The following is a 26219-nucleotide window of genomic DNA, read 5'->3' as shown; positions in this document are numbered from 1 at the left end:
CGGGGGGTGTCCGTCCTCGGAACGGCGCGACCAGGTCACCCACCGACCAACTGGCGTCACACGCGCCGCCCACTGCGGGCGGACACCCCCCGACACGGCCCCTCACGTACGTCGGCCGCTGCGGGCAGTCGCACCGCCCCAGCTGCGGGCAGTCGTGCCGCTGGGGCGATGGGGGTCCCCCCTGCTCGAGCGAAGCCGAGAGCTTGGGGGAGGGTGGGCGCGGCGGCACCCCGCTACGCCGGGCTGCGCAACGCCCCGTCGGCACGGCCACCGCCACTGACGACTCGTCGGGGTCGTCTCAGAGACTGACCCCGACGGTCACCGGCTCGTTGACCAGGGTGATCCCGAAGGCCTCGCGGACGCCCGCCACGACCTCGCGGGCCAGGGTGAGCAGGTCCTCGGTGGTCGCGCTGCCCCGGTTGGTGAGGGCCAGGGTGTGCTTGGTGGAGATGCGGGCGGGGCCCTCGCCGTAGCCCTTGGTGAAGCCCGCCTTGTCGATCAGCCAGGCCGCGGAGGTCTTGGTGTGGCCCTCGCCGGCCGGGTAAGCGGGGGGCTCGGCCTCGGCCCCGAGGCGCTGCTTGGCGCGCGTGCGGAAGATCTCGAAGTCCGCGTCCGTGAGGATCGGGTTGGTGAAGAAGGAGCCGGCCGACCAGGTGTCGTGGTCCTCGGGGTCCAGCACCATGCCCTTGCCGGCGCGCAGCTTCAGGACGGTCTCGCGGGCCTGCGCGAGCGGGACGCGGTCGCCCGGTTCGACGCCGAGGGCGCGAGCCGTCTCGGCGTACCGGAGAGGGGCGGAGAGTCCGTCGGCCTCTTCCAGGCGGAAGCGGACGCGCAGGACCACGTACCGCTCCGGGTCGGACTTGAAGCGGCTGTGGCGGTAGGAGAACGCGCAGTCCTCGTTGGCCAGGGTGACCGTCTCGCCCGTGCGGCGGTCGTAGGCCACGACCTCGGTGATCGTGGAGGAGACCTCCTGGCCGTACGCCCCGACGTTCTGGATGGGGGTCGCGCCGGCCGAACCGGGGATCCCGGCCAGGCACTCGATGCCGGCCAGGCCCGCCTCCACCGTGCGGGCGACGGCGTCGGTCCACACCTCACCGGCCGCGAGCTCCAGGCTCGTGCCGTCGAGGGAGTAGCCCTTGGTGGCGATGACGAGGGCGGTGCCCTCGAAGCCCTTGTCCCCGATGACCAGGTTCGAGCCGCCGCCGATGAGCAGCAGCGGGGTGCCCGTCTCGTCTGCTTCGCGGACGGCGGTGATCACCTCGTCGTCCGTCGTGGCGGTGATCAGCCGGGTGGCGGGGCCGCCCAGCCGGAAGGTGGTCAGCGGGGCGAGGGGGGCGTCGTGGAGTTCCTGCACGGGCTCAAGAGTACGAGACGGCACTGACGGCCCCGGCACGCGTGCGTGCGGCCCTGTCCGTGACGGAACAGGGCCGCACGCGCGCGTGGTGGTCAGGACAGCCGCCGGAACGCCTCGGACCAGGAGAGCGGCAGGTCGTCGCTGCTCGTCCGCCAGGTGGTGAAGGCCGCGTCCGCCATCTGCGGGGCGAGGCCACGAGCGGCGGGCCGGTGGGCGCCCGCGCGGACGAAGTCGTCGAGCGCGGCCTTCGACTCCCAGACGGACAGCGTCCAGAAGGTCCGCCGCGTCGGCTTGGCCTTGAGGGTCGCTCCGTAGGCGCCGGGGCTGCGGCGCACCTGCCGCCAGACGGCGGGCGTTCCGGCGAGGAACTTCACTGCTCCCCACAGGGTGCGTGTCTCGAAGCGGGAGGCGAAGACGAGCACCTCGGTGTCGCGGGGCGGGGTGTTCGGGACGGTCCAGGGGAGGGTGGGCATGGTGGCTCCTCCTTCATGAGTCCTTCGGGGTCAGCAAAGCCCTTTCGGGGTCAGTGAGCGGCCGTTTCCAGTACCGGCGCCGGGGCGGACGGGGTCGCCTGCCGCTCCGTCCGGCGGCGCGTCGGGATCAGCAGGGCCGCGATGCCCGCGAGGGCGACCACCGCGGAGCCCACCACCAGCGCGGGCCGCATGCCGTCGACGAAGGTCTGGCCGGTCTCGTATCCGCCCTGGGCCGCGAAGATCGACGCCATGACGGCGATGCCGAGCGCTCCGCCCACCTCGCGCAGGGCGTTGTTGGCACCGGAGGCGATGCCCTGTTCCTGGGGCCGGACGCTGGACATCACCAGGTGGGAGGCGGGGGCGAAGAACAGGGCCATGCCGACGCCGCTGATGATCAGGGCGGGCAGCTGGGAGACGTAGGAGGCGTCGGCCGTGGCCACGACCGACATGTAGCCGAGGCCCAGGGCCTGGAGGAACAGGCCCGCGGCGACGACCGGGCGGCCGCCGACGCGGTCGGCGAGGATGCCGGCGACCGGGGCGACCAGCATCGGCATGCCGGTCCAGGGCAGCATCCTCAGGCCCGCCTCGGTGGGCGAGTAGCCGAGGACGCCCTGCATGTACTGGCTGAGCAGGAAGATCGAGCCGAACATGCCGAGGAACATCAGCAGGCTCGCCGCGTTGATGCCGGAGAAGGCCCGGGAGCGGAAGAGCCGCATCGGGAGCATGGGGTTGGCGGCGCGGGTGCTGTAGAGGACGAAGCCGGCGAGCAGCGCGGAGCCCGCGAACAGGCCCGTCAGGACCAGCGAGCCGGTCCAGCCGTCGGCGGGGCCGCGGACCAGGCCGTAGACGATGCCGAAGAGGCCGCCGCTGGCGAGCAGGGTGCCGGGGATGTCGAGCGGGGCTCCGGTGCCGTGCGACTCGGCGAGGCGGAGGCGGGCGAGCGGCAGCAGGGCCAGGCCGAGCGGGACGTTCAGCCAGAAGATCCACTGCCAGGAGATGTGTTCGGTGAGGGTGCCGCCGACGAGCGGGCCGGAGGCGACGGCGAGTCCGTTGACGGCTCCCCAGATGCCGTACGCCATGCCCCGCTTGGCCACGGGCACGGCCGCGGTCAGAAGGGTGAGGGTCAGCGGCATCATCACCGCGGCGCCGGCGCCCTGGACCGCGCGGGCGGCGATCAGGGAGTCGATACCGGGTGCCATGGCCGCCGCGGCGGAGGCTCCGGTGAAGACGGCGAGCCCGGCGCCGAAGAGCCGGCGGCGGCCGAAGCGGTCGCCGAGCGCGGCACCGAACATCAGCAGGACGGCGAAGGTGAGCGTGTAGGCGCTCACGGTCCATTCCAGGTCGTGCAGGGCCCCGCCGAGGTCCTCGCGGATGGAGGGCAGGGCGGTGGTGACGACGAGGTTGTCGAGGGCCGCCATGAATCCGGCGACGCTGGTGATGACGAGGGCCCAGGCGGCTCCTCCACGACGTGCGGTCTGCTCTGACATCGCTCCCCCAGGAGTGATCGCTTGATCGATTAGTTATTGATTACTAACTTTCGAGGTCATGAAAAGGCCCGGCCTTCTCACGCTTCCTTGTCAGCCGTCGGCCGTCGACGGGTTCAGCCCCGCCCAGACCCGGTGATCGGCCGGGAAACCCATGGCCACCAGGCAGTTGATGAGCATGCCCTGGGCCATGAAGGTCGTCGTGTCCTTGGCGTCTGCCCCCAGCGGCAGATGGACGGTGTCCCACAGCCGCATCCAGCCCGTACGCACGGCCTCGCCGAACTCGTGGTCGCCCTCCTCCTCGGCGGCTGCCACCGCGAGGTACATCTGCATCTGCATCATCAGCCGCTCGGGCTGTTCGGAGACGGTCGTGATGTACGCACCACCCATGGCATGCAGGGCCTCATCGCCCTCCAGTCCCTCGGCGGCCTCCGCGAACATCCGGATGGTGTCCTCGACGCACCTCTCGGCCGCCGCCAGGAAGATCGCCTTCTTGCCCGGGAAGAGCCGGAAGAGATACGGCTGCGAGACGCCGACCCGGCGGGCGATCGCCTCGGTCGACGTGCCGTGATAGCCGCCGCGCGCGAACTCGGCCGTCGCGGCGCGGATGACGCTCTCGCGCCTCTCCTCTGCACTCATCCTGACCATGCAAGTAAGTTAGTGCTCAATCACTAACCATGTCAAGCGGGCGCCGACGATTCCGTATGCGTAGCCGATGATTCCGCATGCGTAAGGGGCGCCTCGCAATGGAGGGCGCCCCTTACCTCGTCTCGCCGCTCAGGCCAGCCGTACGACTCAGGCCAGCCGTACGACCGCCCGCGACATGCCCAGCACCTTCTGCCCGGCGCTGGTCGCCGTCAGGTCCACGCGGACCGTGTTGTCGTCGAGCTTCGCCGCGACCTTGCCGGCGACCTCGATCACGGCGCCCTGGTCGTCGTTCGGGACGACGACGGGCTTGGTGAACCGGACGCCGTACTCGACGACCGCGCCCGGGTCGCCGGCCCAGTCGGTGACCACGCGGATCGCCTCAGCCATGGTGAACATGCCGTGCGCGATGACGTCCGGCAGGCCGACCTCCTTGGCGAACTTCTCGTTCCAGTGGATCGGGTTGAAGTCGCCGGAGGCACCCGCGTACTGCACGAGTGTCGCGCGGGTCACGGGGAAGGTCTGCGCGGGCAGTTCGGTGCCGACCTCGACGTCGGAATAGGAGATCTTCGCCGTCATGGGATCGCTCACGCCTCCTCGGCCGCACGGGCCACGAGCTTGGTCCAGGCGGTCACGACGTGCTCGCCGGCCTCGTCGTGGACCTCGCCGCGGATGTCCAGGATGTCGTTGCCCGCGAGGGACTTGATGGCCTCGATGGTCGAGGTGACCGTGAGCCGGTCACCGGCGCGGACGGGGCGGCGGTAGGCGAACTTCTGGTCGCCGTGCACCACCCGGCTGTAGTCCAGGCCGAGCTGCGGGTCCTGGACCACCTGCCCGGCGGCCTTGAAGGTGATCGAGAAGACGAAGGTCGGCGGGGCGATGACGTCGGGGTGGCCGAGCTCCTTGGCGGCCTCCGCGTCCGTGTACGCCGGGTTGGCGTCCCCGACCGCCTCGGCGAACTCCCGGATCTTCTCCCGGCCCACCTCGTAGGGCGCGGTGGGCGGGTACGTCCGCCCCACGAAGGACTGGTCGAGCGCCATGCCCGGCACCTCCTGTTGCTCTACTGAACGGTACGGGTGGCTCAACGACGCGAGGCCGCCCCCGATTACTCGGGAGCGGCCTCGCGTACGAGCCTGTTTTATCGCGTCTCGCGGTGCGCGGTGTGCGCGTTGCAACGCGGGCAGTGCTTCTTCATCTCAAGACGGTCCGGGTTGTTACGCCGGTTCTTCTTGGTGATGTAGTTCCGCTCCTTGCACTCCACGCAGGCCAGCGTGATCTTCGGGCGGACGTCGGTGGCAGCCACGTGAGTGCTCCTTGACGAACGGATGGGAATGGTTTAACGCAAGAAAGAGTAGCCGATCGAAGGACCGACCCCGCAATCGGCTACTGTCAGTAGCGGTGACCGGACTTGAACCGGTGACACAGCGATTATGAGCCGCTTGCTCTACCGACTGAGCTACACCGCTGTGATGCGATCGGACCCCGCCTCGCGACGGGAACCGTTCACACCAGAGCCCCAAAACGGAATCGAACCGTTGACCTTCTCCTTACCATGGAGACGCTCTGCCGACTGAGCTATTGGGGCGAGCGATGAAGACATTACACGCTCGGCAGCCGTTCGCCCAAATCCGTTTCGGCGGCCCCGGGCGGGACGTTCGCATCGTCCTCCCCGCCGCCTCGCGCGTGCCTCCCAGCCGCCTCGCGCGTGCCTCCCCGCCGCCACGCGCGTGCCTCCCGTTCCGCACAGCGGGCCACACCGGTACGACTATTGCGCTCCTCCCCGCGACGGGCGGGGGGCCGTCCTAGGCTCGACTCACTCTGAGTGATCATGCGTCCTGAGTGATCATGCGTCCTCGCGTGCGCAGCCCGAGCCCCTGGAGCGCGATGCCCGACAGCCAGCCGCAGCCACCGCAGCCCTCGTCGTCCTCACCGGGTCCGGCCGACCCCTCGCCGCTGCTGCTGTGCGGGGCGCGGCTCACCGACGGCCGGACGGTGGACGTCCGGTTGGTCGGCGGACGCATCGAGGCGGTCGGTACGGCCGGCAGCCTGGCGTCGGGCGGCACGCGCGCGTGCGGGGCGCGGGTGGATCTCGGCGGCTATCTGCTGCTGCCGGCCCCGGCCGAGCCGCACACCCACGCCGACACCGCCCTGTCGGCCGACACCGAGGGCCCTGTCTCGTACGAGCCCCGGGACGTGCAGCGCCGGGCCACCGAGGCCGCGCTGCTCCAGCTCGGGCACGGAACGACCGCGGTGCGGGCCCACGTGCGCGTGGGGGACGTCCAGGGGCTGGGCGCGCTGGCGGCCGTGCTGCAGGCGCGGCGGGCGCTGCGGGGGCTGGCCGAACTGACCACGGTGGCGATGCCCCGGGTGCTGACCGGCGCGGCCGGGGCGGACGGGCTGGCCATGCTCCGGGACGCGGTGAAGATGGGCGCCTCGGTGGTGGGCGGCCGGCCGGACCTCGACCCGGATCCGGCGGGGTACGTGGAGGCGGTCCTGGAGGTGGCCTCCGAGCACGGCTGTCCGGTCGACCTGCACACGGACGCCGGGGATCCCGCCCGGCTGGCCCGGCTCGCCGCGATGGCGGGCGGGCTGCGCCCCGGGGTGTCCCTCAGCCCGTGCGGCGATCTCGGCCGGCTGCCCTCCGAGGTGGCCTCGCGGACCGCGGACCAGCTCGCGGCGGCCGGGGTGTCGGTGGTGTGCCTGCCGCAGGGCGGCTGCGGCGGTGTGGACCGGCGGGGCGCGGCTCCCGTACGGCTGCTGCGCGCGGCCGGGGTCCGGGTGGCCGCCGGGAGCGGGGCGCTGCGGGACGTGTCGAACCCCGTGGGGCGCGGCGACCCGCTGGAGGCGGCGTTCCTGCTGGCCTCGCGCTACGGCCTGGCCCCCGAGGAGGCGTACGACGCGGTGAGCGGTTCGGCGCGTGCGGTGCTGGGGCTCCCGGAGGTGCGGGTGGAGGCGGGCTTCCCGGCCGAGCTGCTCGCGGTGCGCGGGGACCGGCTGGCCGGGGCGTTGTCGCTGGGGTACAGCCGGGTGGTGGTGCATCAGGGGCGTGTGGTGGCGCGGACCAGCGCGGTGCGGGAGTACTGCAGTTCGGCCACCTCGGTGGAGCTGGGCCTGCCGCGGCAGGGGCGAGGCGAAGTGTCGTAGCCCCTCGGACGGGTGGGGCGGCGGGGCCGTGGCCGAAGTCGTGCGGCGGACGGGGCCGTCCGGGCGTACGGTCGAAGGCATGCGCACTGTCATCGCTGGTGGTCATGGTCAGATCGCGTTGCGGCTGGAGCGGCTGCTCGCCGCGCGCGGAGACGAGGCAGCGGGGATCATCCGCAAGGCCGAACAGGCCGACGATCTGCGGGAGGCCGGGGCGGAACCGGTCGTGCTCGACCTGGAGTCGGCGTCCGTTGACGAGGTCGCGGAAGGCCTGCGGGGCGCCGACGCGGCGGTGTTCGCGGCGGGCGCGGGCCCCGGCAGCGGGACGGCCCGCAAGGAGACCGTGGACAAGGCCGCGGCGATCCTCTTCGCGGACGCGGCGGTGAAGGCGGGCGTACGGCGTCTCGTGGTCGTGTCGTCCATGGGCGCCGACCCGAACCGCCAGGGCGACGAGGTCTTCGACGTGTACCTGCGCGCCAAGGGCGAGGCGGACGCGTACGTGCGCGGTCTGAACGCCCTGGACTGGACGATCCTGCGCCCCGGTCAGCTCACCGACGACGCCGGCACCGGTCTGGTACGCCTGGAGGCGCACACGGGCCGCGGGCCGATCCCGCGCGACGACGTGGCCGCCGTACTGGCCGAGCTGGTGGACACGTCCGCGACGGCCGGGCTCACGCTGGAGCTGATCAGCGGTCCGGTGCCGGTGTCCGTGGCCGTGAAGTCGGTGGCGGGCAACTGAGCTTGCCGGAAGGCACGGCTGTGGGGGCAACCCGGGGTTACGGCCTGCGGCGCTGCTCCGTTCAGAACAAGGGGAGTTGGCCGGGGAAGTCCGGGACCGCGTAGCCGTCCAGGGACGGCTGTTCCGGGCCGGGGTGGGCCAGGCGGCGGGAGCCCGGGCACGAGGTGAGTTCGCCGTGCTCCCGGGCGCCCGGCGGGTCGTGGCGCGCGTACCGCCCGGCGACGACGGCGATCTCGCGACGGCACTCGGGGCAGGTTCTGCGGCGGGAGGACATGGGGTCAGTGTGCCGCGTGCGCGGCCCCCGTATGCCTCTCCCCTGCCCGCCAGCCTCGGCCCTGGGACGCGTCCCCCCGTGTCCTCCGTCCGCTCACCGGGCGAGCCCCCACTCATCCGGTTGCTTAAGTCAATCAATCGGCCTAGCTTTGACGCGTCGCGTTGTTCCTGACGGCCCATACGGAGGCCCGGCCATGCCCCAAGCCCTTCCCCGACCGGTCGGCGACGGGAGGCCCGTGGCGCCGCGGGCCAACGCCGTCGTGGCGGTCCTGGCCTTCGGCGGGATCGTGGTCTCGCTGATGCAGACCCTGGTGATCCCGATCGTTCCGGAGCTCCCCCGGCTGCTGGACGCCCCGGCCTCGGACACCGCCTGGGCCGTCACCGCCACACTGCTCGCCGCCGCCGTCGCCACCCCGATGACGGGCCGGCTCGGCGACATGTACGGCAAGCGGCGGATGCTCCTGGTCAGCCTCGTCATGCTGGTGGCCGGCTCGGTGACCGCCGCGCTCAGCGACACGCTCGCCCCGATGATCGTCGGGCGGGCGCTCCAGGGACTCGCGTCCGGCGTGATCCCGCTCGGCATCAGCATCATGCGGGACGAACTGCCCGCCGAGCGGCTCGGGTCGGCGACCGCGCTGATGAGCGCCTCCCTCGGCGTCGGCGGCGCCCTCGGGCTGCCCGCCGCCGCACTGATCGCGGACAACTTCGACTGGCACGTGCTGTTCTGGGCCTCGGCCGGGCTGGGGGCGGTCGCCCTCGTGCTGGTGCCGGCCATGGTGCCGGAGTCGGAGGTGCGGACCGGCGGCCGCTTCGACCTGGTCGGCGGCATCGGTATGGCGGCGGGGCTGGTCTGCCTGCTGCTGGCGATCTCCAAGGGCGCCGACTGGGGGTGGAGCAGCGGCACCACGCTCGGTCTGTTCGCGGCGGCCGTCGTCGTACTGCTGGTGTGGGGATGGTGGGAGCTCCGCGTGAAGGAGCCGCTGGTCGACCTGCGCACCACCGCCCGCCGTCAGGTGCTGGTCACCAACCTCGCCTCGATCGCCGTCGGCTTCGCGATGTTCGCGATGTCGCTCGTCATTCCGCAGCTCTTGCAGTTGCCCGAGGCGACGGGCTACGGCCTCGGCGAGTCGCTGCTCGTCGCCGGTCTGACGATGGCCCCGTCCGGCCTGGTCATGATGGCCACGGCGCCCGTCTCCGCCGCCCTGTCCAAGGCCAAGGGTCCGAAGATCACCCTGATGGTCGGCGCCCTCGTCGTGGCCGCCGGATACGGGCTGAACATCGCACTGATGTCCGAGCTCTGGCACTTCGTGCTGGTCACCTGCGTCATCGGCGCCGGTATCGGCTTCACCTACGGTGCGATGCCCGCACTCATCATGAGCGCCGTGCCGGCCTCGGAGACGGGTGCGGCGAACAGCCTCAACACGCTGATGCGGTCCATCGGTACGTCGACCGCCAGTGCGGTGGCCGGCGTGATCCTGGCGCAGATGACGACGGCCTTCGGGCAGACCGCCCTGCCGTCCCAGGACGGGTTCAAGGTCGTCCTGGCCATCGGGGCCGGGGCCGCGCTGCTCGCCTTCGTGGTCGCCTCGTTCATTCCGGAGCAGCGGGGCGCGGGGGCGGCTGCCGGGATGTCGGCCAGTGCGGAACCGGGTGCTGACGGGGCGGCGGTCGGTGACGCTCTGACAGGTGACGTCGAACCGGCTGTGGTTGAGGGATCGCCCCTCGTCGCGGGGGCCGAGGCGGCCGGTTCCGCCCCGGGCGGGACCCCCGTACGGGGCCGTGTCCTCGGGGCCGAGCGGGCCCCGGTCGCCGGGGCGGCGGTGACGTTGATCTCGCTCGGCGGGAAGCAGCTCGGGCGGGCGGCCTCGCGGGACGACGGATCGTACGGCGTGGACGCGCCGGGCGCCGGTTCGTACGTCCTGATCGCCTCGTCGGAGGGCTACCAGCCGCAGGCCTCCACGATCGTCGTGGCCGGTGAGCCGCTGGCGTACGACGTGCTGCTGAGCGGCACCAGCGGCCTCGCCGGTGTGGTGCGCTCCGTGGACAGCGGGACGCCGGTCGCCGAGGCCGTGATCATCGTGACGGACGTGCGCGGGGAGGTGCTGGCCACCGGACGGACGGACGTGCTGGGCGAGTTCACCGTCACCGACCTGGTGCCGGGCCCGGTGACCCTCGCGGTCAGCTCCCCCAAGCACCGGCCGCTGGCCCAGGTCGTCGAGGTCGGCGGGGCCGGGACCACGCGGGTCGAACTGGAGCTGCGTCCCGGCGCGCGGGTGCGGGGCACGGTGCGCGGAGGGGGCGCGCCGCTGAGCGACGCGCGGGTGACCCTGGTGGACGCGGCGGGCAACGTGGTCGCCACGACCCGGACCGGCCTCGACGGGGCGTACGCCTTCTCCGACCTGGACACCGGCGCGTACACGGTCATCGCCACCGGCTACCCGCCGCGGACGGCGTCGGTGACGGTCCCGGGCGCCGGGGTGGACGGCCACGACATCGAACTCGCCCACGCAGGAGAGTAGTCCGGCACCACCTCGCTGCCGGGGCCATGCCCCGCCCCAAGTCCCCGCCGGGGCCCCGCTGCGTTCCCCCTGGGCCCCGGCCGGAACGCCTCAGCCGGTTGCCGCCCCGAACCACCTGGGCAGCCGGCCGAGCAGCTCCTGCTGGTCCTCGCCGACCCACGCGACGTGGCCGTCCGGCCGCAGGAGCACCGCGGGCACGTCGAGTTCCTCACTGGCGTCGACGACGTGGTCGACCCGGTCGGCCCAGCCGGCCACCGACAGCCGCCCGGTCTGGTCGAGCAGCAGGCCCCGGCCGCCGCGCATCAGCTCGTAGAGGCGCCCCCGCTTCAGGGGGACGTCCCGCAGTCGCCGGCCGAGCAGTTCGTGGCCCTCGCCGAAGTCGTAGCGGACCGCGATCGCGGTGATCTTCTCGATCAGGTACCGGTTCACGTCCTCGAACTCCATCAGCTCCCCGAGCAGGCGGCGCACGGCCTGCGGACCCGGCTCGGAGCTCAGCAGCTCGGTCTGAGCACGGGTGTTGTCCAGTACGGCGGCGGCCACCGGGTGCCGCTCGGTGTGGTAGCTGTCCAGCAGGCCCTCCGGCGCCCAGCCGCGCACTTCGGCGGCGAGTTTCCAGCCGAGGTTGAACGCGTCCTGGATGCCGAGGTTGAGCCCCTGTCCGCCGGTCGGCGGGTGTATGTGCGCCGCGTCACCGGCCAGCAGGACCCGGCCGACGCGGTAGCGCTCGGCCAGCCGGGTGGCGTCGCCGAAGCGGGACAGCCAACGCGGCGAGTGCACACCGAAGTCGGTGCCGCCGAAGTGCCGCAGCCGCTCCTTGAACTCGTCGAGGGTCGGCGGGACCGAGCGGTCCTCGGCCACTCCCTCGGCGGGCACGATGACGCGGTACCGCCCCTCCCCGAGAGGCATGGCGCCGAACCGCCACACGGTCTTGCGCACCTCGGCCATGACAGCCGCCAGCTCCTCCGGCGACGCGGTCAGCTCCATCTCGCCCAGCAGCGTCTCGATCCTGGCGGGTTCACCGGGGAAGTCCACGCCGAGCAGCTTGCGCACGGTACTGCGGCCGCCGTCACAGCCGACGAGGTAGCGCGAGCGCAGCCGCGTGCCGTCCGCCAGCTCGGCGGTCACGCCGTCCTCCTCCTGGCTCAACCCGACCAGCTCGCTGGCGCGCCGGATCTCGGTGCCGAGCTCGACGGCATGCTCGGTCAGCAGGCGTTCGGTCACGCTCTGCGGGATGCCGAGAACGTACGCATGCGCGGTGTCCATCCGGGCCGGCCACGACGTGCCCAGGCCGCCGAAGAACCCGCCGGTCTCGGACCTCTGACCGAGCGAGAGGAACCGCTCCAGCAGACCGCGCTGGTCCATCAGCTCGATACTGCGCACATGGATGCCGAGCGCGCGGGACTGCCCGGTCGGTTCCGCCAGCTTCTCCAGCACGGCCACGCGCACGTCGCGCAGCCGGAGCTCGCCGGCGAGCATCATGCCGGTGGGTCCCCCGCCGACCACGATCACGTCCAACATCCCAGCCCCCGATTTCCGTGATTTCACCTTCGGGCGGAGATTCTGCGGGACGTTGGGGGCCTTGCCGCAAGGCCCCCCTCGCGCTATAAGTTGAAAGTGGCAGGGAGAGTTCTCCTTGCCTTTCTTTTTGCGTCGAACAGGACTGGACCGCGTTCCGCCACCGGTCCTCGACGGCGGCCGCCTCGGCCACGGTAGCCAGGCGGTATGGACCTTGTCGGGGTACGTCGTGCCGTCCTCGTCCGCCAGGACGGAGCGCGGGTAACGACCCTGCGAGCCCTTCCGTGTCATTTCTCCAGGAGGGTGCGGCGACGCACCGTTCCGTTTCCCCCTGAGGATTGCGGCGCCACTCGATATCGGCAGAGGGGACGGAATTTCCGGGCCCGGGCAGCAGGCCGAAGGGGGCGACGGCTTACCTTCAGAGCGTGGTGCCGTGGGGGCCGGCGTCTCATGATCCCTGCGGATGCCGACCATCGGCTCGGGCGCGGGACGGGCCGAGGGCCCTGACAGAGAGCGAACGCGTAGCGCCATCTCCCGTCAACGTGAGCGGATCCCCCTACGCAAGCGGCGCCGCTTCGGTTCCGGGGGCGGGTAGTCGCGTTGAAGCACAGCCCGCAACCACGGCGCACACATGCTCTCCGCCGCACTCCAAGGCCCGACGAATGCGACCTCACGGCGCGAGTGGGAGGCGCAAAGAATGTGAGGCGGCGCAGGGCAGCTGCCTCCGCCCGCCAGCAACTTCGGCGCAGCACTTCGTGTGGAGAGAACATGCGCAAAGTACTGGGAACGTTCCTGGCTCTGCCTCTGGTGGCGGGGGCCACCCTTGTGGGCTTGCACGCGGAGGCAAGCACGGCAAGCGCGATCGACGCGGCGGCGGCCTCCTCGACGACAAGCGTGGACCTCGATCGGGAATGCCCGGCGAACATCGGCCAGGGAAACGCCGGCCCTTGCGTCGCAGACGTTCAGAGCAAGCTGAATCAGCTCGGCGCCAATCCGCAACTCGATGTTGACGGCATCGCCGGCCGGCAGACCTACCAGGCCGTCATCACCTTCCAGCGCAGCCATGGCTTGACCGCGGACGGCGTCGTCGGCCCCCTCACCAAGCAAGCGATCAGTGACGCTCTCAGCGGCCCGCCGGCGCCGCCCGCCACCGCGCCGGCACCGAGCTGGACGGTCGAGAGGGGCTGGTTCACGGACACCTACTACTACAGCCGGACGATGACTCGGCAAATCGCCGACGAGATCATCATTCGGAAGCAGTTGATGAAGGCCCAGGAGCGCACTGAGTGCACCATCGCAGGCAAGGCAACCAGCAGGATCCCGGTTGCCGGGCAGTTCATCCAGCTCGGTAGCTCCAGGATGTGCAAGAACATGTCCAAGTGGGCCGCCAACGACTTCGCAGCACACGCCGAGCAGGCTGCAGCGCAGAACGCGTGCCTGGTCAGCAAGGACTGGAGCTTCTCTCCCCGCGGGCTCATCCAGGGCGGCCACGCGTATTCCATCGAACGGGGTGACAAGTGCTGGGACTGACGAGGTGAGCGTCACCTCTGTGTCGCTGGCGGGAGTGCGCGCACCGCGTCGGGTACAGGCCGAAGCAATGCAGAAGACCCCTTCCGGACTGCGTTTCCGCAGTCCGGAAGGGGTCTTCCCCAATGTGGCGGCGCCAGGATTCGAACCTGGGAAGGCTGAGCCGGCAGATTTACAGTCTGCTCCCTTTGGCCGCTCGGGCACACCGCCTGGTGGCCGCCCGTCGAACCGCCTTTCGGCGGCGCTCCGTGGCAACGACGTAAACAATACCTGATGCGGAGGGGTGCTCCGCCACCCGATTGATCGGCGCTCGGAGGGCCGGGGGTGGCTAGGCTTGTCCGGATGCGGCCAGGGACCTGAACGGGCCCTGCGGCCGCCACGTACGCCGGTACGCACGATACGCACCCCGATACAAGGAGCCACAGGACATGGCCGACTCCAGTTTCGACATCGTCTCGAAGGTCGAGCGGCAGGAGGTCGACAACGCACTCAACCAGGCCGCCAAGGAGATCTCGCAGCGCTACGACTTCAAGGGCGTGGGCGCCTCGATCGCGTGGTCCGGTGAGAAGATCCTCATGGAGGCCAACTCCGAGGACCGGGTGAAGGCGATCCTCGACGTCTTCCAGTCCAAGCTGATCAAGCGCGGCATCTCACTGAAGGCTCTGGACGCGGGCGAGCCCCAGCTCTCCGGCAAGGAGTACAAGATCTTCGCGTCCATCCAGGAGGGCATCTCCCAGGAGAACGCGAAGAAGGTCGCCAAGACCATCCGCGACGAGGGCCCCAAGGGCGTGAAGGCCCAGGTGCAGGGCGAGGAGCTGCGCGTCAGCTCGAAGAGCCGTGACGACCTGCAGGCCGTCATCACCCTGCTGAAGGGCAAGGACTACGACTTCGCGATGCAGTTCGTGAACTACCGCTAGGTCCGTCGGCCTCCGGGTCGCCGGTCGGCACCTGTACGAGGAAGGGCGGGCACCTGCCGGGTGCCCGCCCTTCTCGTGTTCCGGGCGGTCGGCGGGTGCCCGCCGACCGTGGTCACCGGCGCGGTCAGTCGCGCGAGTTGCCGAACAGGAGGCGGTAGGCGATCAGGAGGACGAGCGATCCGCCGATCGCCGCGGCCCAGGTCGCGCCGTCGTAGAAGTCCTTGGTGATCGGGTGGTCCATCCAGCGGGACGAGATCCAGCCGCCGATGAACGCGCCCGCGATGCCGATCAGGGTCGTGCCGATGAGGCCGCCCGGGTCACGCCCCGGCAGCAGGAACTTCGCGATGGCTCCGGCCAACAGTCCGAGGATGATCCAGCTGATGATGGTCATACCGTGAACCTGCCCTTTCACGCTGTGCCCGCACTGTCCCGGCCATGTGATCTTGCTCCCGGCGGGCCGGGCTCGTACGTCGTACGTCAGGCGTTGCGCACGCGTCGTCCTCGCCTCGCGCGTTCACGCCGTCTTGCCGGGGAGGACGTCCTGGCCACACCCGCCGGTTGCACCGATCAGTAGGGTGCGACGCATGACAACCTCCGGTTCCGGACTGCGCCGCACCCTCGGTGTGGGGGACGCCGTCGTCGTCGGACTCGGCGCGATGCTGGGAGCCGGGATCTTCGCCGCCCTCGCACCGGCCGCGCACGCGGCCGGGTCCGGGCTGCTGCTCGGGCTGGCCGTCGCCGCCGTGGTCGCGTACTGCAACGCCATGTCGTCGGCGCGTCTCGCCGTGCTGTATCCGGCCTCGGGCGGTACGTACGTGTACGGGCGGGAGCGGCTCGGCGAGTTCTGGGGGTATCTCGCGGGCTGGTCGTTCGTGGTCGGGAAGACGGCCTCCTGTGCGGCGATGGCGCTCACCGTGGGCACGTACGTCTGGCCGGGGCAGGCGCACGCGGTGGCGGTCGCGGCCGTGGTGGCGCTGACCGCCGTGAACTACGGCGGTATCCAGAAGTCCGCGTGGCTGACGCGGGTGATCGTGGCCGTGGTCCTGGCTGTCCTCGCTTCCGTGGTCGTCGCGTGTCTGGTGTCCGGTGAGGCCGATGCCGGCCGGCTGGCCATCGGGGCCTCGGACGGTGCGGGCGGAGTGCTTCAGGCGGCCGGGCTGCTGTTCTTCGCGTTCGCGGGGTACGCCCGGATCGCGACGCTCGGCGAGGAGGTTCGGGATCCTGCGCGCACGATTCCGCGCGCCATCCCGGTGGCATTGGGCATCACGCTGGTGGTGTACGCGTGTGTGGCGGTGGCTGTCCTTTCCGTGCTGGGGCCGGACGCTCTCGGGGACGCCTCGGCACCCCTGGCCGACGCGGTGCGCGAGGCCGGGTCGCCCTGGCTCGTGCCGGTGGTGCGGGTCGGTGCGGCCGTGGCCGCGCTGGGGTCACTGCTCGCCCTGATCCTGGGTGTCTCGCGGACGACACTGGCCATGGCCCGGGACCGGCATCTGCCGGGCGCGCTGGCGGCCGTGCATCCGCGGTTCCAGGTGCCGCACCGGGCGGAGCTGGCCGTGGGTGCGGTGGTCGCGGTCCTGGCCGCCACGGTGGACGTCCGGGGCGCGATCGGGTTCTCCTCCTTCGGGGTACTGGCGTACTACGCCGTGGCCAACGCGTCGGCCTGGACGCTGGATTCGGCACCGGCGGCGCGGATGGTGCCGGTGGTGGGGCTGGCCGGGTGTGCGGTGCTGGCGTTCTCGCTGCCCGGGGCTTCAGTGGTCGTGGGCGCGGGTGTGCTGGTGGTGGGGGCGGTGGCGTACGGAGTGCGCCGGTGGGTGCGGGCGGGGGACGGGCAGGCCTAGGGCGCAGGGCCGCGTCTGGTCCTGGCCGTCACTGGTCTCGGCAACTGCTCGATCGCGGTCATGGGTTCATCATGCAGACCGCCACCGACATCCGGGCCGGCCTGTGGACAACCCGTGACCTGTGGAGACTCGGGTCTGTCGTCCCTGTGGAAAACGGGGGCGCGTCGCGCCGCCGTCAGCGCACCTCGAACGGCTCGTTCGTCCGCACGATGTCGCGGCCCAGCGGCAGCAGCGAGACCGGGATGAGCTTGAAGTTGGCCACGCCGAGCGGGATGCCGATGATCGTGATGCACAGGGCCAGGCCGGTGGCGATGTGGCCGAGGGCCAGCCACCAGCCCGCGAGCACCAGCCACAGCACGTTGCCGACGCAGGACGGCGCTCCCGCGTCCTGGCGCTCGACGGTGGTGTACCCGAAGGGCCACAGCGCGTAGACGCCGATGCGGAAGGCCGCGATGCCGAACGGGATACCGATGATGGTGATGCAGAGGAGCAGGCCCGCCGCCATGTAGGCGAGGAACAGCCAGAAGCCGCTCAGGACGAGCCATATGACGTTCAGTACGGTCCTCACTGGTTCCCACCTGCCATCTTCTCGAGCCGGGCGATGCGTTCCGCCATCGGCGGGTGTGTGGAGAACATCTTCGAGAGGCCCTGGCCGGGCCGGAACGGGTTCGCGATCATCATGTGGCTGGCCGTCTCGATGCGCGGCTCGGGCGGCAGCGGGAGCTGCTTGGTGCCGAGTTCGAGCTTGCGCAGCGCTCCGGCCAGCGCGAGTGGGTCACCGGTGAGCTGGGCGCCGGAGGCGTCCGCCTGGTACTCCCGGGAGCGGCTGATGGCCAGTTGGATGAGCGAGGCGGCGAGCGGGCCCAGGATCATGATCAGCAGCATGCCGAGCAGTCCGGGGCCTTCGTCGTCGTCCGAACGCCCGATCGGGATCAGCCAGGCGAAGTTGACCAAGAACATGATCACGGAGGCGAGGGCTCCGGCGACCGACGAGATGAGGATGTCGCGGTTGTAGACGTGGCTGAGTTCATGGCCGATGACGCCGCGCAGCTCCCGCTCGTCCAGGAGGCGCAGGATGCCTTCGGTGCAGCACACCGCGGCGTTGCGCGGGTTGCGGCCCGTGGCGAAGGCGTTGGGGGCCTCCGTCGGGGAGATGTACAGGCGCGGCATGGGCTGGCGGGCCTGAGTGGAGAGCTCGCGGACCATGCGGTAGAGCCCCGGGGCCTCGAACTCGCTCACCGGGCGGGCCCGCATCGCGCGCAGTGCCAGCTTGTCGCTGTTCCAGTACGCGTACGCGTTGGTGGCCAGCGCTACCAGGACGGCGATGACGAGCCCCATACGGCCGAAGAAGCTGCCGATGACGATGATGATGGCGGACAGTCCCCCGAGGAGGACTGCGGTCCTGAGCCCGTTGTGCCGGCGGTGCACGGTACGCCCTCCAAGTGGTGCGGCAGGGGGACCCTTGCTCACTGTTCCTGTGGTGCCACTGGTGCCGCTGTCCTACGTCCAGTGGACCCTCCCGTACTGGTCAACGCCAGGCGGGAGGCACTAGTTCCCTTGTGCGTGCGACGCCGGGTGTGAACCGTACGGGTCACGATGTCGGAAAACGGCACGCGCGCGTGGAGGCGGGTGCCCCACGCGCGCGTGGTCAAAGCGGCCGGTGCGGCGGCTCAGGCGCGGCTGGTGTTCAGAACAGTCCGGTGCCCGTGAAGCGCAGGACGAGCTGCGGTGCCCCGGACAGGACGATGCCCAGCACGCCGGTGAGGGCGATCGCGGCGGTGAGCGGGGCCGGGACGCGGTGCTTCTCGGGCTCGCCCTGGGGGGCGCGGAAGAGCAGGCCCGTCCACTGGAGGTAGTAGAACAGCGCGATGACGACGTTCACGGCCATGATCACGGCCAGCCAGCCGAGGCCTGCGTCGACGGCCGCGGAGAAGACGGTGACCTTGGCGAAGAGGCCGATGACGCCCGGCGGCAGCCCGGCGAGGCACAGCAGGAAGAACGCCAGGAGCAGCGCCGACACCGGGCTCGACGCGTACAGGCCACGGTAGTCGGCGACGCGGTTGAGGGTCTTCGTCCGGCCGACGAGCGCGGCCACGGCGAAGGCGCCGAGGTTCACGGCGCCGTACATCAGGGCGTAGGCGACGGTGGAGCCGATCGACTTCTCGGCGTCCCCTGAGTACGCGGCGGCGGCGATCGGTACCAGGAGGTATCCGGCCTGGCCGACGGACGACCAGGCGAGCAGACGTACCGCGCTGTACGCGCGCGTGGCCTGCTGGCGGAGCGCTCCGACATTGCCGACGGTCATGGTGAGCGCGGCGAGCGCCGCCAGGGCCGGGCCCCAGACGTCGGCGTACGACGGCAGGGCGACGACCGTGATGAGGATCAGGCCGCTGAAACCGACCGCCTTGCCGATCACCGACAGGTAGGCGGCGATGGGCAGGGGTGCCCCCACGTAGGTGTCGGGCACCCAGAAGTGGAAGGGCACGGCGGCCGTCTTGAAGGCGAAGCCGACGAGGGTGAGGACGACGCCGGTCTGGGCGAGCGTGCCGAGCTGCCCGTCGACGTTCTGGATGCGGTCGGCGACCTGGGTGAGGTAGAGGGTGCCCGTGGAGGCGTACACGAAGCTGATGCCCATGAGGCTGACCGCGGTCGCGGTGACCGAGGACAGGAAGAACTTCAGGGCCGCTTCGGAGGACTTCCGGTCGCCGTACCTGAGGCCGACCAGGGCGAAGGCGGGCAGGGAGGCGACCTCCAGCGCGACGATCAGGGTCGCGAGGTCGCGGGAGGCGGGCAGGAGGGCCGCGCCGGCCGCGGAGGACAGCAGGAGGAACCAGTACTCCCCTTCGGGGAGCTCCTTGGGGGCGTCCTTCAGCGCGGTGACCGACAGCAGGGCGGCGAGGAGGGCGCCGCCGAGGACCAGGAACTGGATGACCAGGGTGAAGCGGTCCGCGGTGTAGCTGCAGACAGTGGCCTCGCCGGTCAGGCAGAAGGTGCTGCGGTCGCCGTCCAGGAGGGGCAGCAGCATCAGCGTGGCGGCGGCCAGGCCCGCGACCGACGTCCAGCCGAGCAGCGTCTTGCGGTGCTCGGCGACGAAGAGGTCGGCGACCAGGACGGCGAGTCCGACGACCGCCGCGAGGGTGGGCGGCGCGATCGCGAGCCAGTCGACGGACTGGACCAGCGAGGCGGCCAGGGACTGGGCCGGGGAGCTCATCGGGTGCCTCCTGCGAGGAGCTGCTGGACGGCCGGGTCACTCAGGCCGAGGAGGGCCTTGGGCCAGAGGCCCGCGACGACGGTGAGGGCGACGAGCGGGGTCCAGGCCGCGAACTCGTAGGAGCGGACGTCGGGCAGCTTCGGGGCGTCCTGGGGCAGGGCGCCCATGCAGACGCGGCGGACCACGATCAGCAGGTACGCGGCCGTCAGGAGCGTCCCGAACGCACCGATCGCCATGAAGGTGAGGAAGGCGGGGCGGCTGAGGCCGGCGGCGGGCTGGAAGGCCCCGAACAGGGCCAGCATCTCGCCCCAGAACCCGGCCAGGCCCGGCAGGCCGAGCGAGGCGACCGCGGCGAAGGCGAGCAGGCCGCCGAGGCGTGGTGCCTTGCCGTAGAGCGCGGCGCCGGTCTCCTCGGCGAGGGTGTCCAGGTCGGTGCTGCCGGTGCGGTCCTTCAGCGCGCCGACGAGGAAGAAGAGCAGGCCGGTGATGAGGCCGTGGGCGATGTTGGCGAACAGGGCGCCGTTCACGCCGGTCGGGGTCATCGTGGCGATGCCGAGCAGGACGAAGCCCATGTGGCCGACGGAGGAGTAGGCGATGAGGCGCTTGAGGTCGCCCTTGGCGCCCTGCTTGGCGAGGGCCAGGCAGGCCAGGGATCCGTAGATGATGCCCACGACGGCCAGGGCGGCGAGGTACGGCGCGAAGATGCGGAACCCGTCCGGCGCGATGGGCAGCACGATCCGGACGAATCCGTACGTACCCATCTTCAGCAGGACGCCGGCCAGCAGGACCGAGCCGACGGTCGGCGCGGCGGTGTGGGCGTCGGGCAGCCAGCTGTGCAGAGGCCACATCGGCGTCTTGACCGCGAGGCCGATCCCGATCGACAAAACGGCGATGACCTGCACGGACGTGGTCAGCGACCGGCCGTTGTCAGTGGCGAGTGCCACCATGTCGAACGTGCCCGCCTTGATCCCGATCAGGAGCAGGCCGAGCAGCATGACCACGGAGCCGAGCAGCGTGTAGAGGATGAACCGCCAGGCGGCCCGGCTCCGGTCCTCGCCGCCCCAGCGGGCGATGAGGAAGTACATCGGGATGAGGACCGTCTCGAAGGCGAGGAAGAACAGCAGCAGGTCGAGGACGGCGAAGGTCGCGAGCGTGCCGGACTCGAGGACGAGCAGCAGGGCGACGAAGGCCTTCGGAGTCGGGCCTGCAGGCATCTTGAAATACGAGTAGAGCGCGCAGAGGAAGGTCAGCAGCGCGGTCAGGACCAGGAGGGGGAGGGAGATGCCGTCGATGCCGAGGTGGATGCGTACGTCGAGTGCGGGGATCCAGCTGATGTCGGTGCTGGCCTGCATCTTCGACGGCTGGTCGTGGTCGAAGCCGAGCGCGAGGACGATCGCGGCGACGAGGACCGCGCCGGTGACGGTGACGCCGTGCCGGAGCACGGCCTGCTCGGGTGACTTCCCCTTCAGCCCGGGCGGAGCCGGCAGGAGAGCCGCGGCGGCCCCGAGAAGCGGGCCGACGACGACGAACGCCAGAAGGAACTGCATCACGGACTCGTTGATATCGATCACGCCTGCTCACGCTCCCGTGGCGACGAGGACGGCGGCGACCGCGAGGACGACGGTGCCGGCGAGCAGCGCGCTCACATAGGTCTGGACGTTGCCGGTCTGGGCGCGCCGTACGGCGGCGCCGAGCCAGCGGGGCAGCGCACCCGCACCGCGTACGTAGGTCTCGACGACCTCGCGGTCGAGGAACCGGACGAGGCTCGCCCCGGCCTGGACCGGGCGGACGAAGAGGACCGTGTACACAGCGTCCAGGTGGAAGCCGGCGGCCGCGGGCCGGTGCAGCGGGCCGAGCAGGAGCCGCCCGGGGTCGGCGGGGTCGGGCGCGTAGGCGATGTCGCCGTAGGCCGGCTCGTGGGTGGCGATGGCTTCGGCCTCGACCTGGGCGGCGTCGCCCTCGGGGTGGGCGGCGACCGCGCCCAGCGGGACGCGTGCGGCGAGTGCGGTGGTGTGCCGCCAGGCGCCGTAGGTGACGATGCCGCCGGCCAGGGCCAGGCCCGTGCCGAGTACGGAGGTGGTCAGGGTCGGGGCGAGGTCGCGGACGTCGAACCAGTCGGGCAGCAGGCGGAACACGAACCCGCCGAGGGCCAGGGACGGCACGGCCAGCACCCACAGCACCACGGTCATCGTCAGCGGCTGCCTGCCGTGGTCGGGGGCTTCGGCGCCCCGGCCCCGGAAGGCGAGCAGCCACAGGCGCATCGCATAGGCGGCGGTGAGCACGGCCGTGACCAGGCCGGCGACGAGGACGATCCAGCCCGAGGCGGCGGGGGCGTGCTCGGTGTGCCCGGTGACGACGTGCTCGGCGACACCGAGGACGGCCTCCTTGGAGAAGAAGCCGCTGAAGGGCGGGATCGCGGCGAGCGCGAGCAGCGCGACGGTCATCGTCCAGTAGGCGTCGGGGACGCGGTCGCGCAGGTTCCGCATGCGGGACATGGCGGCGAGCGAATTGGTGCCGGCCGCGTGGATGATCACGCCGGCCGCGAGGAACAGCAGCGCCTTGAAGGCGCCGTGGGACAGGAGGTGGAAGACGGCGGCTCCGCGGTCGCCGACGGCGAGAGCGCCGGTCATGTAGCCAAGCTGGCCGATCGTCGAGTAGGCGAGGACGCGCTTGATGTCGTCCTGGGCGAGCGCGGCGAGGCCCGAGCCGACCATCGTGACGGCGGCCATGACGGCGAGCAAGACCATCGCGGCCTGCGAGGCCTCGAAGACCGGGAGGAGACGGGCAATGAAGTAGACACCGGCGGCGACCATCGTCGCGGCGTGGATCAGCGCGGAGACGGGGGTCGGGCCCGCCATCGCGTCGGGGAGCCAGGTGTGCAGCGGGAACTGCGCGGACTTGCCCGCCACGCCCGCGAGGAGGAGAAGGGCGATCAGCGTGGGGTGGTCGAGTCCGCCGCTCGCGACGGTGCCGAGGACCTTGGTGATGCGGAAGGAGCCGGCGTCGGTGGCGAGGGCGAACAGACCGATGAGGAAGGGGACGTCACCGAGCTTGGTGACCAGGAAGGCCTTGAGGGAGGCGGCGCGGGCCTCCGGGGTCTCCCAGTAGTGGCCGACCAGGAAGTAGGAGCAGATGCCCATGACTTCCCAGCCGACCAGCAGCACGATCAGGTCGCCGGAGTAGACGACCAGGAACATCGCGGAGGTGAACAGGGAGACGAGGGCGGCGTAGGACGGGTAGCGCGGGTCGTCGCGCAGATAGCCCGTCGAGTAGATCTGCACGCAGGAGGCGACGAGGCCGACGAGGACGGCGACGAGGGCGGCGAAGCCGTCGATGTGCAGGGCGAGTTCGATCGGCACGGAGCCGGTGGGTGTGAGCTCCGTGGCCGAGTCGATGGCCTGGCCGCCGCCCTGGCGTACGGCGACCAGCGCGGCGAGTACCAGGGAGGTGAGCGTCGGGAGGACGGCGAGGGGGCGGACGAAGCCGGATGCCGTGCGGCCCAGGAGCAGGCCGGCGGCACCGCCGAGGAACGGCAGGAGGGGGACGAGGACGGCGAGGGTGGTCGTGGTCACGCGGTGGCCTCAGCCTTCTCGGCCTCGTCGGACTGCTCGGCCGTGAGGGCGTCGTGGTCGGTGCCGTCGTGGTCGCCGTCGGGACCATGCCGTTCGGCGCTGTCGCGGAGCTTGTCGATGTCCGCGGTACCGCGGTTGCGGTGGACGGCGAGGACGATCGCCAGGCCGATGCCGATCTCGGCGGCCGCGATGGCGATGGTGAACAGGGTGAGGGCCTGACCGGAGTGCAGGGTCTCCTCGGCGGTCCTGCTGAGCCAGACGTCGAAGGCGACCAGGTTGAGGTTGACGGCGTTGAGCATCAGCTCGACCGACATCAGGACCAGGATCGCGTTGCGGCGGGCGAGGACGCCGTAGAGGCCCGTGCAGAAGAGGAGGGCGGAGAGCACGGCGGGATAGGCGAGGTGCATCAGCGGGTCCCTTCCTTCTCGCTCCGGGTGACCGGGGTGCTCCCGGCCGGTGTGCTCCCGGACGGTGTGCTCCCGGACGCGGTCGCCGCCTCGGCCTTCGCCTTGCGGGACAGGACGATCGCGCCGACCAGGGCGGCGAGGAGGAGGACGGAGAGGGCTTCGAAGGGGAGGACCCAGTTCTGGAAGAGGCTGGCGCCGGTGGCCTCGGTGGAGCCGGCGGCGGGGCCGTCCAGGTCGATCCAGGTCGCACGGAAGGCGTCGACGACGACCCAGACCAGGGCGGCGGCCGCGGCGACGGCCACGGTGAGGGCGGCCCAGCGGTTGCCGGAGTCGGCGTCCGGGGAGCGGCCGATGGGGGCCCTGGTGAGCATCAGACCGAACAGGAGGAGGACGACGACGGAACCGACGTAGATGAGGACCTGCACCCAGGCGATGAACTCGGCGGTGAGCAGGAGGTACTCGACGGCCAGGCCGCCGAGGGTCACGACCAGCCAGAGGGCGGCGTGCACCAGCTGCCGGGTGGTGACCGTGACGATCGCGGCGCCGAAGGTGACCAGGCCGACGAGGAGGAAGGCGATCTCGACACCCGTCGGGGAGAGGAAGCCGTGGGTTGCGGCGGCGAGGCTCACGACTCTCCCTCCCGCGGTTCCGCCTGCGCGGCCGCGAGCTTCTCGGCGGCCTTGCGGGCGGTGGCGAGTTCCTTCGGTTCCTCCGCGCCGGGGTCGAGGGCCGGCGGGGCCGGGACGGTCCACATCCACTCGCGGAGCTTGTCGCGCTCGTGGGTGAGGTCGCGGATGTCGGTCTCGGCGTACTCGAACTCCGGGGACCAGAACAGCGCGTCGAAAGGACAGACCTCGATGCAGATGCCGCAGTACATGCACAGCGAGAAGTCGATGGCGAAGCGGTCGAGGACGTTGCGGCTGCGTTCGCGGCCGCCGGGGGTCGCCGCCGGGACCGTCTCCTTGTGGGAGTCGATGTAGATGCACCAGTCCGGGCACTCACGGGCGCACAGCATGCAGACCGTGCAGTTCTCCTCGAACAGGCCGATCACCCCGCGGGTGCGGGGCGGGAGGTCGGGCTGGGCGTCCGGGTACTGCGCGGTGACGGACTTCTTCGTCATCGTGCGGAGGGTGACGGCCAGGCCCTTGGCCAGGCCGGAGCCGGGGATGGGGGCCATGGTTAGTTGATCACCACCTTGACGACGCCGGTGAGGGCGATCTGGGCGAGGGAAAGGGGGACGAGGAGGGTCCAGGACAGTTTCTGGAGTTGGTCCTCGCGCAGGCGGGGATAGGTCACGCGCAGCCAGATGACGAGGAAGGCGAGGACGGCGGTCTTCAGCAGGGTCCAGACCCAGCCGAGGCCGTCCGCGCCCCAGGGGCCGTGCCAGCCGCCCAGGAACAGGACGGTGGTCAGGCCGCACAGGACGACGATCCCGGCGTACTCGGCGAGGAGGAAGAGGGCGAAGCGCAGGCCCGTGTACTCGGTGTACGCGCCGAAGATGATCTCCGAGTCGGCGACGGGCATGTCGAAGGGCGGGCGCTGGAGTTCGGCGAGGCCGGCCACGAAGAAGACGATCGCGCCGACGATCTGCCAGGGCAGCCACCACCACTCGAAGGCGTCGAGGATGCCGGGGAGCGAGACGGTGCCGGCCGCCATCGCCACCGAGGCGGCGGTCAGGAGCATCGGCAGTTCGTAGGCGAGGAGCTGGGCGGCGGTACGGAGGCCGCCGAGGAGGGAGAACTTGTTCGCGGACGCCCAGCCGGCCATGAGCGAACCGAGGACGCCGACTCCCATGACGGCCAGGACGAAGAAGATGCCCGCGTCGATGACCTGGCCGACGGCTCCCTCGCCGGGGCCGATGGGGATGGCGAGCAGGACGAGGAGGTAGGGCAGGAGAGCGACGGCGGGGGCGAGTTGGAAGATGCGGCGGTCCGCGCCCGTGGGGACGACGTCCTCTTTCTGCGCGAACTTCACGCCGTCGGCGATCAGCTGGGCCCAGCCGTGGAAGCCGCCGGCGTACATCGGGCCGAGGCGGCCCTGCATGTGGGCCATCACCTTGTGTTCGGTCTGACCGATGATCAGAGGGAAGGTGAGGAAGACGACGAAGACGATCAGGAGTCGCAGGGTGACGTCGAGCGCGTCGTTCACCGCGGGCCTCCTGTGGGGTCGTCGCTGCCGCTGGGGTCTGTGGGGTCGTCGGGGTTGCCGGGCTTCGGATTGCTCGCCGACTCCGGGGTGTCCGGATCCTCCGGGGTCTCCGGACCCTCCGGGGTCTCCGGACCCTCCGGGGTCTCCGGACCCTCCGGGGTCTCCGGACCCTCCGGGGTCTCCGAAGACTCACCGGTCTCCGCAGGCTCACCGGTCTCCCTGGGCTCCGAAGCCCCAGAGGCCTCAGGGGCCTCAGGGGCCTCAGGGGCCTCAGGGGCCTCAGGGCTTGTCGAGTCGGTCGAGGGGCCGGGGGGCGGCGACTGGGCGGCCTCGGGGGACGGTTCGGGCTGCGGTTCGGCGAAGGCCGGGCGGGCGTGGTGCCAGGGGGCGTCCGAGCTGCGCGGGGGGCGCGAAGGGCTGCCTGACGGGCTGTCGTTCTCGCTCTCGCCGGAG

25 protein-coding genes and 3 tRNA genes are annotated in these 26219 nt (G+C 71.3%); 6 read left to right on the top strand and 22 right to left on the bottom strand.

What is annotated here, in order from left to right; translation table 11 throughout:
• Nucleotides 1-298: 298 nt before the first annotated feature.
• The 9 genes from SSQG_RS23425 to SSQG_RS23385 all read right to left on the bottom strand — a co-directional run bounded on the left by SSQG_RS23425 (nt 299) and on the right by SSQG_RS23385 (nt 5541).
• Nucleotides 299-1354 carry a UDP-N-acetylmuramate dehydrogenase gene (locus tag SSQG_RS23425; protein WP_039933483.1) on the bottom strand — a complete coding sequence of 352 codons (1056 nt, stop codon included), beginning with the start codon at nt 1352-1354 and terminating at the stop codon, nt 299-301.
• A 92-nt stretch (nt 1355-1446) separates the two neighbouring features.
• Nucleotides 1447-1827, bottom strand: a complete 381-nt coding sequence (locus tag SSQG_RS23420) for a DUF3291 domain-containing protein (RefSeq protein ID WP_003992319.1) — start codon at nt 1825-1827, stop codon at nt 1447-1449.
• A 50-nt stretch (nt 1828-1877) separates the two neighbouring features.
• Nucleotides 1878-3314 (bottom strand): MFS transporter, encoded by a 1437-nt coding sequence (locus tag SSQG_RS23415; RefSeq protein ID WP_003992318.1) that lies wholly within the window; start codon nt 3312-3314, stop codon nt 1878-1880.
• A 90-nt stretch (nt 3315-3404) separates the two neighbouring features.
• A complete protein-coding gene (locus SSQG_RS23410; protein WP_003992317.1) occupies nt 3405-3959 on the bottom strand; it encodes a TetR/AcrR family transcriptional regulator in 555 nt (184 codons plus the stop codon).
• A gap of 147 nt (nt 3960-4106) precedes the next feature.
• Entirely contained in the window at nt 4107-4535 is a 429-nt protein-coding gene (locus SSQG_RS23405) for a MaoC family dehydratase (protein ID WP_003992316.1), read from the bottom strand.
• Nucleotides 4536-4543: 8 nt separating this feature from the next.
• The gene (locus tag SSQG_RS23400) at nt 4544-4996 is read right to left on the bottom strand and encodes a MaoC family dehydratase N-terminal domain-containing protein (protein WP_003992315.1); all 453 of its coding nucleotides are present in this window, start codon (nt 4994-4996) and stop codon (nt 4544-4546) included.
• A 98-nt stretch (nt 4997-5094) separates the two neighbouring features.
• Nucleotides 5095-5259: a 50S ribosomal protein L33 gene (gene rpmG, locus SSQG_RS23395; RefSeq protein WP_003948671.1), complete on the bottom strand. Its 165-nt coding sequence runs from the start codon at nt 5257-5259 to the stop codon at nt 5095-5097.
• 90 nt (nt 5260-5349) lie between these two features.
• A tRNA-Met gene (locus SSQG_RS23390) sits at nt 5350-5422 on the bottom strand.
• Between the two features lie 46 nt (nt 5423-5468).
• A tRNA-Thr gene (locus SSQG_RS23385) sits at nt 5469-5541 on the bottom strand.
• Nucleotides 5542-5840: 299 nt separating this feature from the next.
• Between SSQG_RS23385 and SSQG_RS23380 the strand changes: the two genes are divergently transcribed.
• Together SSQG_RS23380 and SSQG_RS23375 are read left to right on the top strand one after the other, a co-directional pair.
• Nucleotides 5841-7100, top strand: a complete 1260-nt coding sequence (locus tag SSQG_RS23380; protein WP_003992314.1) for an amidohydrolase family protein — start codon at nt 5841-5843, stop codon at nt 7098-7100.
• A 79-nt stretch (nt 7101-7179) separates the two neighbouring features.
• Entirely contained in the window at nt 7180-7836 is a 657-nt protein-coding gene (locus SSQG_RS23375; RefSeq protein ID WP_003992313.1) for an NAD(P)H-binding protein, read from the top strand.
• Between the two features lie 61 nt (nt 7837-7897).
• Here SSQG_RS23375 and SSQG_RS23370 read toward each other — a convergent pair whose 3' ends face one another.
• On the bottom strand, nt 7898-8110 hold the full coding sequence (locus SSQG_RS23370) for a hypothetical protein (protein ID WP_039933479.1): 213 nt from the start codon (nt 8108-8110) through the stop codon (nt 7898-7900).
• 193 nt (nt 8111-8303) lie between these two features.
• Between SSQG_RS23370 and SSQG_RS23365 the strand changes: the two genes are divergently transcribed.
• Entirely contained in the window at nt 8304-10628 is a 2325-nt protein-coding gene (locus SSQG_RS23365; RefSeq protein WP_039933477.1) for an MFS transporter, read from the top strand.
• Nucleotides 10629-10718: 90 nt separating this feature from the next.
• Here SSQG_RS23365 and rox read toward each other — a convergent pair whose 3' ends face one another.
• Nucleotides 10719-12146, bottom strand: coding sequence for a rifampin monooxygenase (gene rox, locus SSQG_RS23360; RefSeq protein ID WP_003992311.1), 1428 nt, complete (start codon nt 12144-12146; stop codon nt 10719-10721).
• A 765-nt stretch (nt 12147-12911) separates the two neighbouring features.
• On the opposite strand from rox, the gene SSQG_RS38295 reads away from it, so the two are divergent.
• Nucleotides 12912-13673 carry a peptidoglycan-binding domain-containing protein gene (locus tag SSQG_RS38295; RefSeq protein WP_003992310.1) on the top strand — a complete coding sequence of 254 codons (762 nt, stop codon included), beginning with the start codon at nt 12912-12914 and terminating at the stop codon, nt 13671-13673.
• A 125-nt stretch (nt 13674-13798) separates the two neighbouring features.
• Here the strand turns inward: SSQG_RS38295 and SSQG_RS23350 are convergent.
• Nucleotides 13799-13880: transfer RNA gene (locus tag SSQG_RS23350), tRNA-Tyr, on the bottom strand.
• A 218-nt stretch (nt 13881-14098) separates the two neighbouring features.
• On the opposite strand from SSQG_RS23350, the gene SSQG_RS23345 reads away from it, so the two are divergent.
• A complete protein-coding gene (locus SSQG_RS23345) occupies nt 14099-14587 on the top strand; it encodes a YajQ family cyclic di-GMP-binding protein (protein ID WP_003992309.1) in 489 nt (162 codons plus the stop codon).
• Nucleotides 14588-14711: 124 nt separating this feature from the next.
• On the opposite strand, the gene SSQG_RS23340 is transcribed toward SSQG_RS23345, so the two are convergent.
• Entirely contained in the window at nt 14712-14978 is a 267-nt protein-coding gene (locus tag SSQG_RS23340; protein ID WP_003992308.1) for a GlsB/YeaQ/YmgE family stress response membrane protein, read from the bottom strand.
• 193 nt (nt 14979-15171) lie between these two features.
• On the opposite strand from SSQG_RS23340, the gene SSQG_RS23335 reads away from it, so the two are divergent.
• The gene (locus SSQG_RS23335; protein WP_039933476.1) at nt 15172-16428 is read left to right on the top strand and encodes an APC family permease; all 1257 of its coding nucleotides are present in this window, start codon (nt 15172-15174) and stop codon (nt 16426-16428) included.
• A 175-nt stretch (nt 16429-16603) separates the two neighbouring features.
• On the opposite strand, the gene SSQG_RS23330 is transcribed toward SSQG_RS23335, so the two are convergent.
• The 9 genes from SSQG_RS23330 to SSQG_RS23290 form a co-directional block, all read right to left on the bottom strand.
• Nucleotides 16604-16996 carry a YccF domain-containing protein gene (locus SSQG_RS23330; protein WP_003992305.1) on the bottom strand — a complete coding sequence of 131 codons (393 nt, stop codon included), beginning with the start codon at nt 16994-16996 and terminating at the stop codon, nt 16604-16606.
• Nucleotides 16993-17856 carry a zinc metalloprotease HtpX gene (gene htpX, locus SSQG_RS23325; RefSeq protein WP_003992304.1) on the bottom strand — a complete coding sequence of 288 codons (864 nt, stop codon included), beginning with the start codon at nt 17854-17856 and terminating at the stop codon, nt 16993-16995. The genes SSQG_RS23330 and htpX overlap by 4 nt, the downstream gene beginning before the upstream one ends.
• Before the next feature lie 259 nt (nt 17857-18115).
• Nucleotides 18116-19639, bottom strand: coding sequence for an NADH-quinone oxidoreductase subunit N (locus SSQG_RS23320; RefSeq protein WP_003992303.1), 1524 nt, complete (start codon nt 19637-19639; stop codon nt 18116-18118).
• A complete protein-coding gene (locus SSQG_RS23315; protein ID WP_003992302.1) occupies nt 19636-21210 on the bottom strand; it encodes a complex I subunit 4 family protein in 1575 nt (524 codons plus the stop codon). Before SSQG_RS23315 ends, SSQG_RS23320 begins: the two co-directional genes overlap by 4 nt.
• Before the next feature lie 6 nt (nt 21211-21216).
• Nucleotides 21217-23211 carry an NADH-quinone oxidoreductase subunit L gene (locus SSQG_RS23310; protein ID WP_003992301.1) on the bottom strand — a complete coding sequence of 665 codons (1995 nt, stop codon included), beginning with the start codon at nt 23209-23211 and terminating at the stop codon, nt 21217-21219.
• Nucleotides 23208-23618 (bottom strand): NADH-quinone oxidoreductase subunit NuoK, encoded by a 411-nt coding sequence (nuoK, locus tag SSQG_RS23305; RefSeq protein ID WP_003992300.1) that lies wholly within the window; start codon nt 23616-23618, stop codon nt 23208-23210. Before nuoK ends, SSQG_RS23310 begins: the two co-directional genes overlap by 4 nt.
• Nucleotides 23618-24247, bottom strand: coding sequence for an NADH-quinone oxidoreductase subunit J family protein (locus SSQG_RS23300; protein WP_003992299.1), 630 nt, complete (start codon nt 24245-24247; stop codon nt 23618-23620). The genes nuoK and SSQG_RS23300 overlap by 1 nt, the downstream gene beginning before the upstream one ends.
• A complete protein-coding gene (locus SSQG_RS23295) occupies nt 24244-24795 on the bottom strand; it encodes a NuoI/complex I 23 kDa subunit family protein (RefSeq protein WP_003992298.1) in 552 nt (183 codons plus the stop codon). The genes SSQG_RS23300 and SSQG_RS23295 overlap by 4 nt, the downstream gene beginning before the upstream one ends.
• 2 nt (nt 24796-24797) lie before the next feature.
• Nucleotides 24798-25766 (bottom strand): complex I subunit 1/NuoH family protein, encoded by a 969-nt coding sequence (locus tag SSQG_RS23290; RefSeq protein WP_003992297.1) that lies wholly within the window; start codon nt 25764-25766, stop codon nt 24798-24800.
• Nucleotides 25767-26219: the final 453 nt, after the last annotated feature.

The organism is Streptomyces viridochromogenes DSM 40736, from assembly GCF_000158955.1.
Lineage (GTDB): Bacteria > Actinomycetota > Actinomycetes > Streptomycetales > Streptomycetaceae > Streptomyces > Streptomyces venetus.
The sequence above is the reverse complement of the archived record's forward strand: the minus strand, read 5'-3'. Positions and strand labels throughout refer to the sequence as shown.

What these genes read in the sequence shown, in the direction of transcription:
- SSQG_RS23420 (WP_003992319.1), bottom strand. Translation starts at nt 1,827, where the DNA reads ATGCCCACCCTCCCCTGGACCGTCCCGAACACCCCGCCCCGCGACACC.
- SSQG_RS23415 (WP_003992318.1), bottom strand. Translation starts at nt 3,314, where the DNA reads ATGTCAGAGCAGACCGCACGTCGTGGAGGAGCCGCCTGGGCCCTCGTC.
- SSQG_RS23410 (WP_003992317.1), bottom strand. Translation starts at nt 3,959, where the DNA reads ATGGTCAGGATGAGTGCAGAGGAGAGGCGCGAGAGCGTCATCCGCGCC.
- SSQG_RS23405 (WP_003992316.1), bottom strand. Translation starts at nt 4,535, where the DNA reads ATGACGGCGAAGATCTCCTATTCCGACGTCGAGGTCGGCACCGAACTG.
- SSQG_RS23400 (WP_003992315.1), bottom strand. Translation starts at nt 4,996, where the DNA reads ATGGCGCTCGACCAGTCCTTCGTGGGGCGGACGTACCCGCCCACCGCG.
- SSQG_RS23380 (WP_003992314.1), top strand. Translation starts at nt 5,841, where the DNA reads ATGCCCGACAGCCAGCCGCAGCCACCGCAGCCCTCGTCGTCCTCACCG.
- SSQG_RS23375 (WP_003992313.1), top strand. Translation starts at nt 7,180, where the DNA reads ATGCGCACTGTCATCGCTGGTGGTCATGGTCAGATCGCGTTGCGGCTG.
- SSQG_RS23370 (WP_039933479.1), bottom strand. Translation starts at nt 8,110, where the DNA reads ATGTCCTCCCGCCGCAGAACCTGCCCCGAGTGCCGTCGCGAGATCGCC.
- SSQG_RS23365 (WP_039933477.1), top strand. Translation starts at nt 8,304, where the DNA reads ATGCCCCAAGCCCTTCCCCGACCGGTCGGCGACGGGAGGCCCGTGGCG.
- rox (WP_003992311.1), bottom strand. Translation starts at nt 12,146, where the DNA reads ATGTTGGACGTGATCGTGGTCGGCGGGGGACCCACCGGCATGATGCTC.
- SSQG_RS38295 (WP_003992310.1), top strand. Translation starts at nt 12,912, where the DNA reads ATGCGCAAAGTACTGGGAACGTTCCTGGCTCTGCCTCTGGTGGCGGGG.
- SSQG_RS23345 (WP_003992309.1), top strand. Translation starts at nt 14,099, where the DNA reads ATGGCCGACTCCAGTTTCGACATCGTCTCGAAGGTCGAGCGGCAGGAG.
- SSQG_RS23340 (WP_003992308.1), bottom strand. Translation starts at nt 14,978, where the DNA reads ATGACCATCATCAGCTGGATCATCCTCGGACTGTTGGCCGGAGCCATC.
- SSQG_RS23335 (WP_039933476.1), top strand. Translation starts at nt 15,172, where the DNA reads ATGACAACCTCCGGTTCCGGACTGCGCCGCACCCTCGGTGTGGGGGAC.
- SSQG_RS23320 (WP_003992303.1), bottom strand. Translation starts at nt 19,639, where the DNA reads ATGAGCTCCCCGGCCCAGTCCCTGGCCGCCTCGCTGGTCCAGTCCGTC.
- nuoK (WP_003992300.1), bottom strand. Translation starts at nt 23,618, where the DNA reads ATGCACCTCGCCTATCCCGCCGTGCTCTCCGCCCTCCTCTTCTGCACG.
- SSQG_RS23295 (WP_003992298.1), bottom strand. Translation starts at nt 24,795, where the DNA reads ATGGCCCCCATCCCCGGCTCCGGCCTGGCCAAGGGCCTGGCCGTCACC.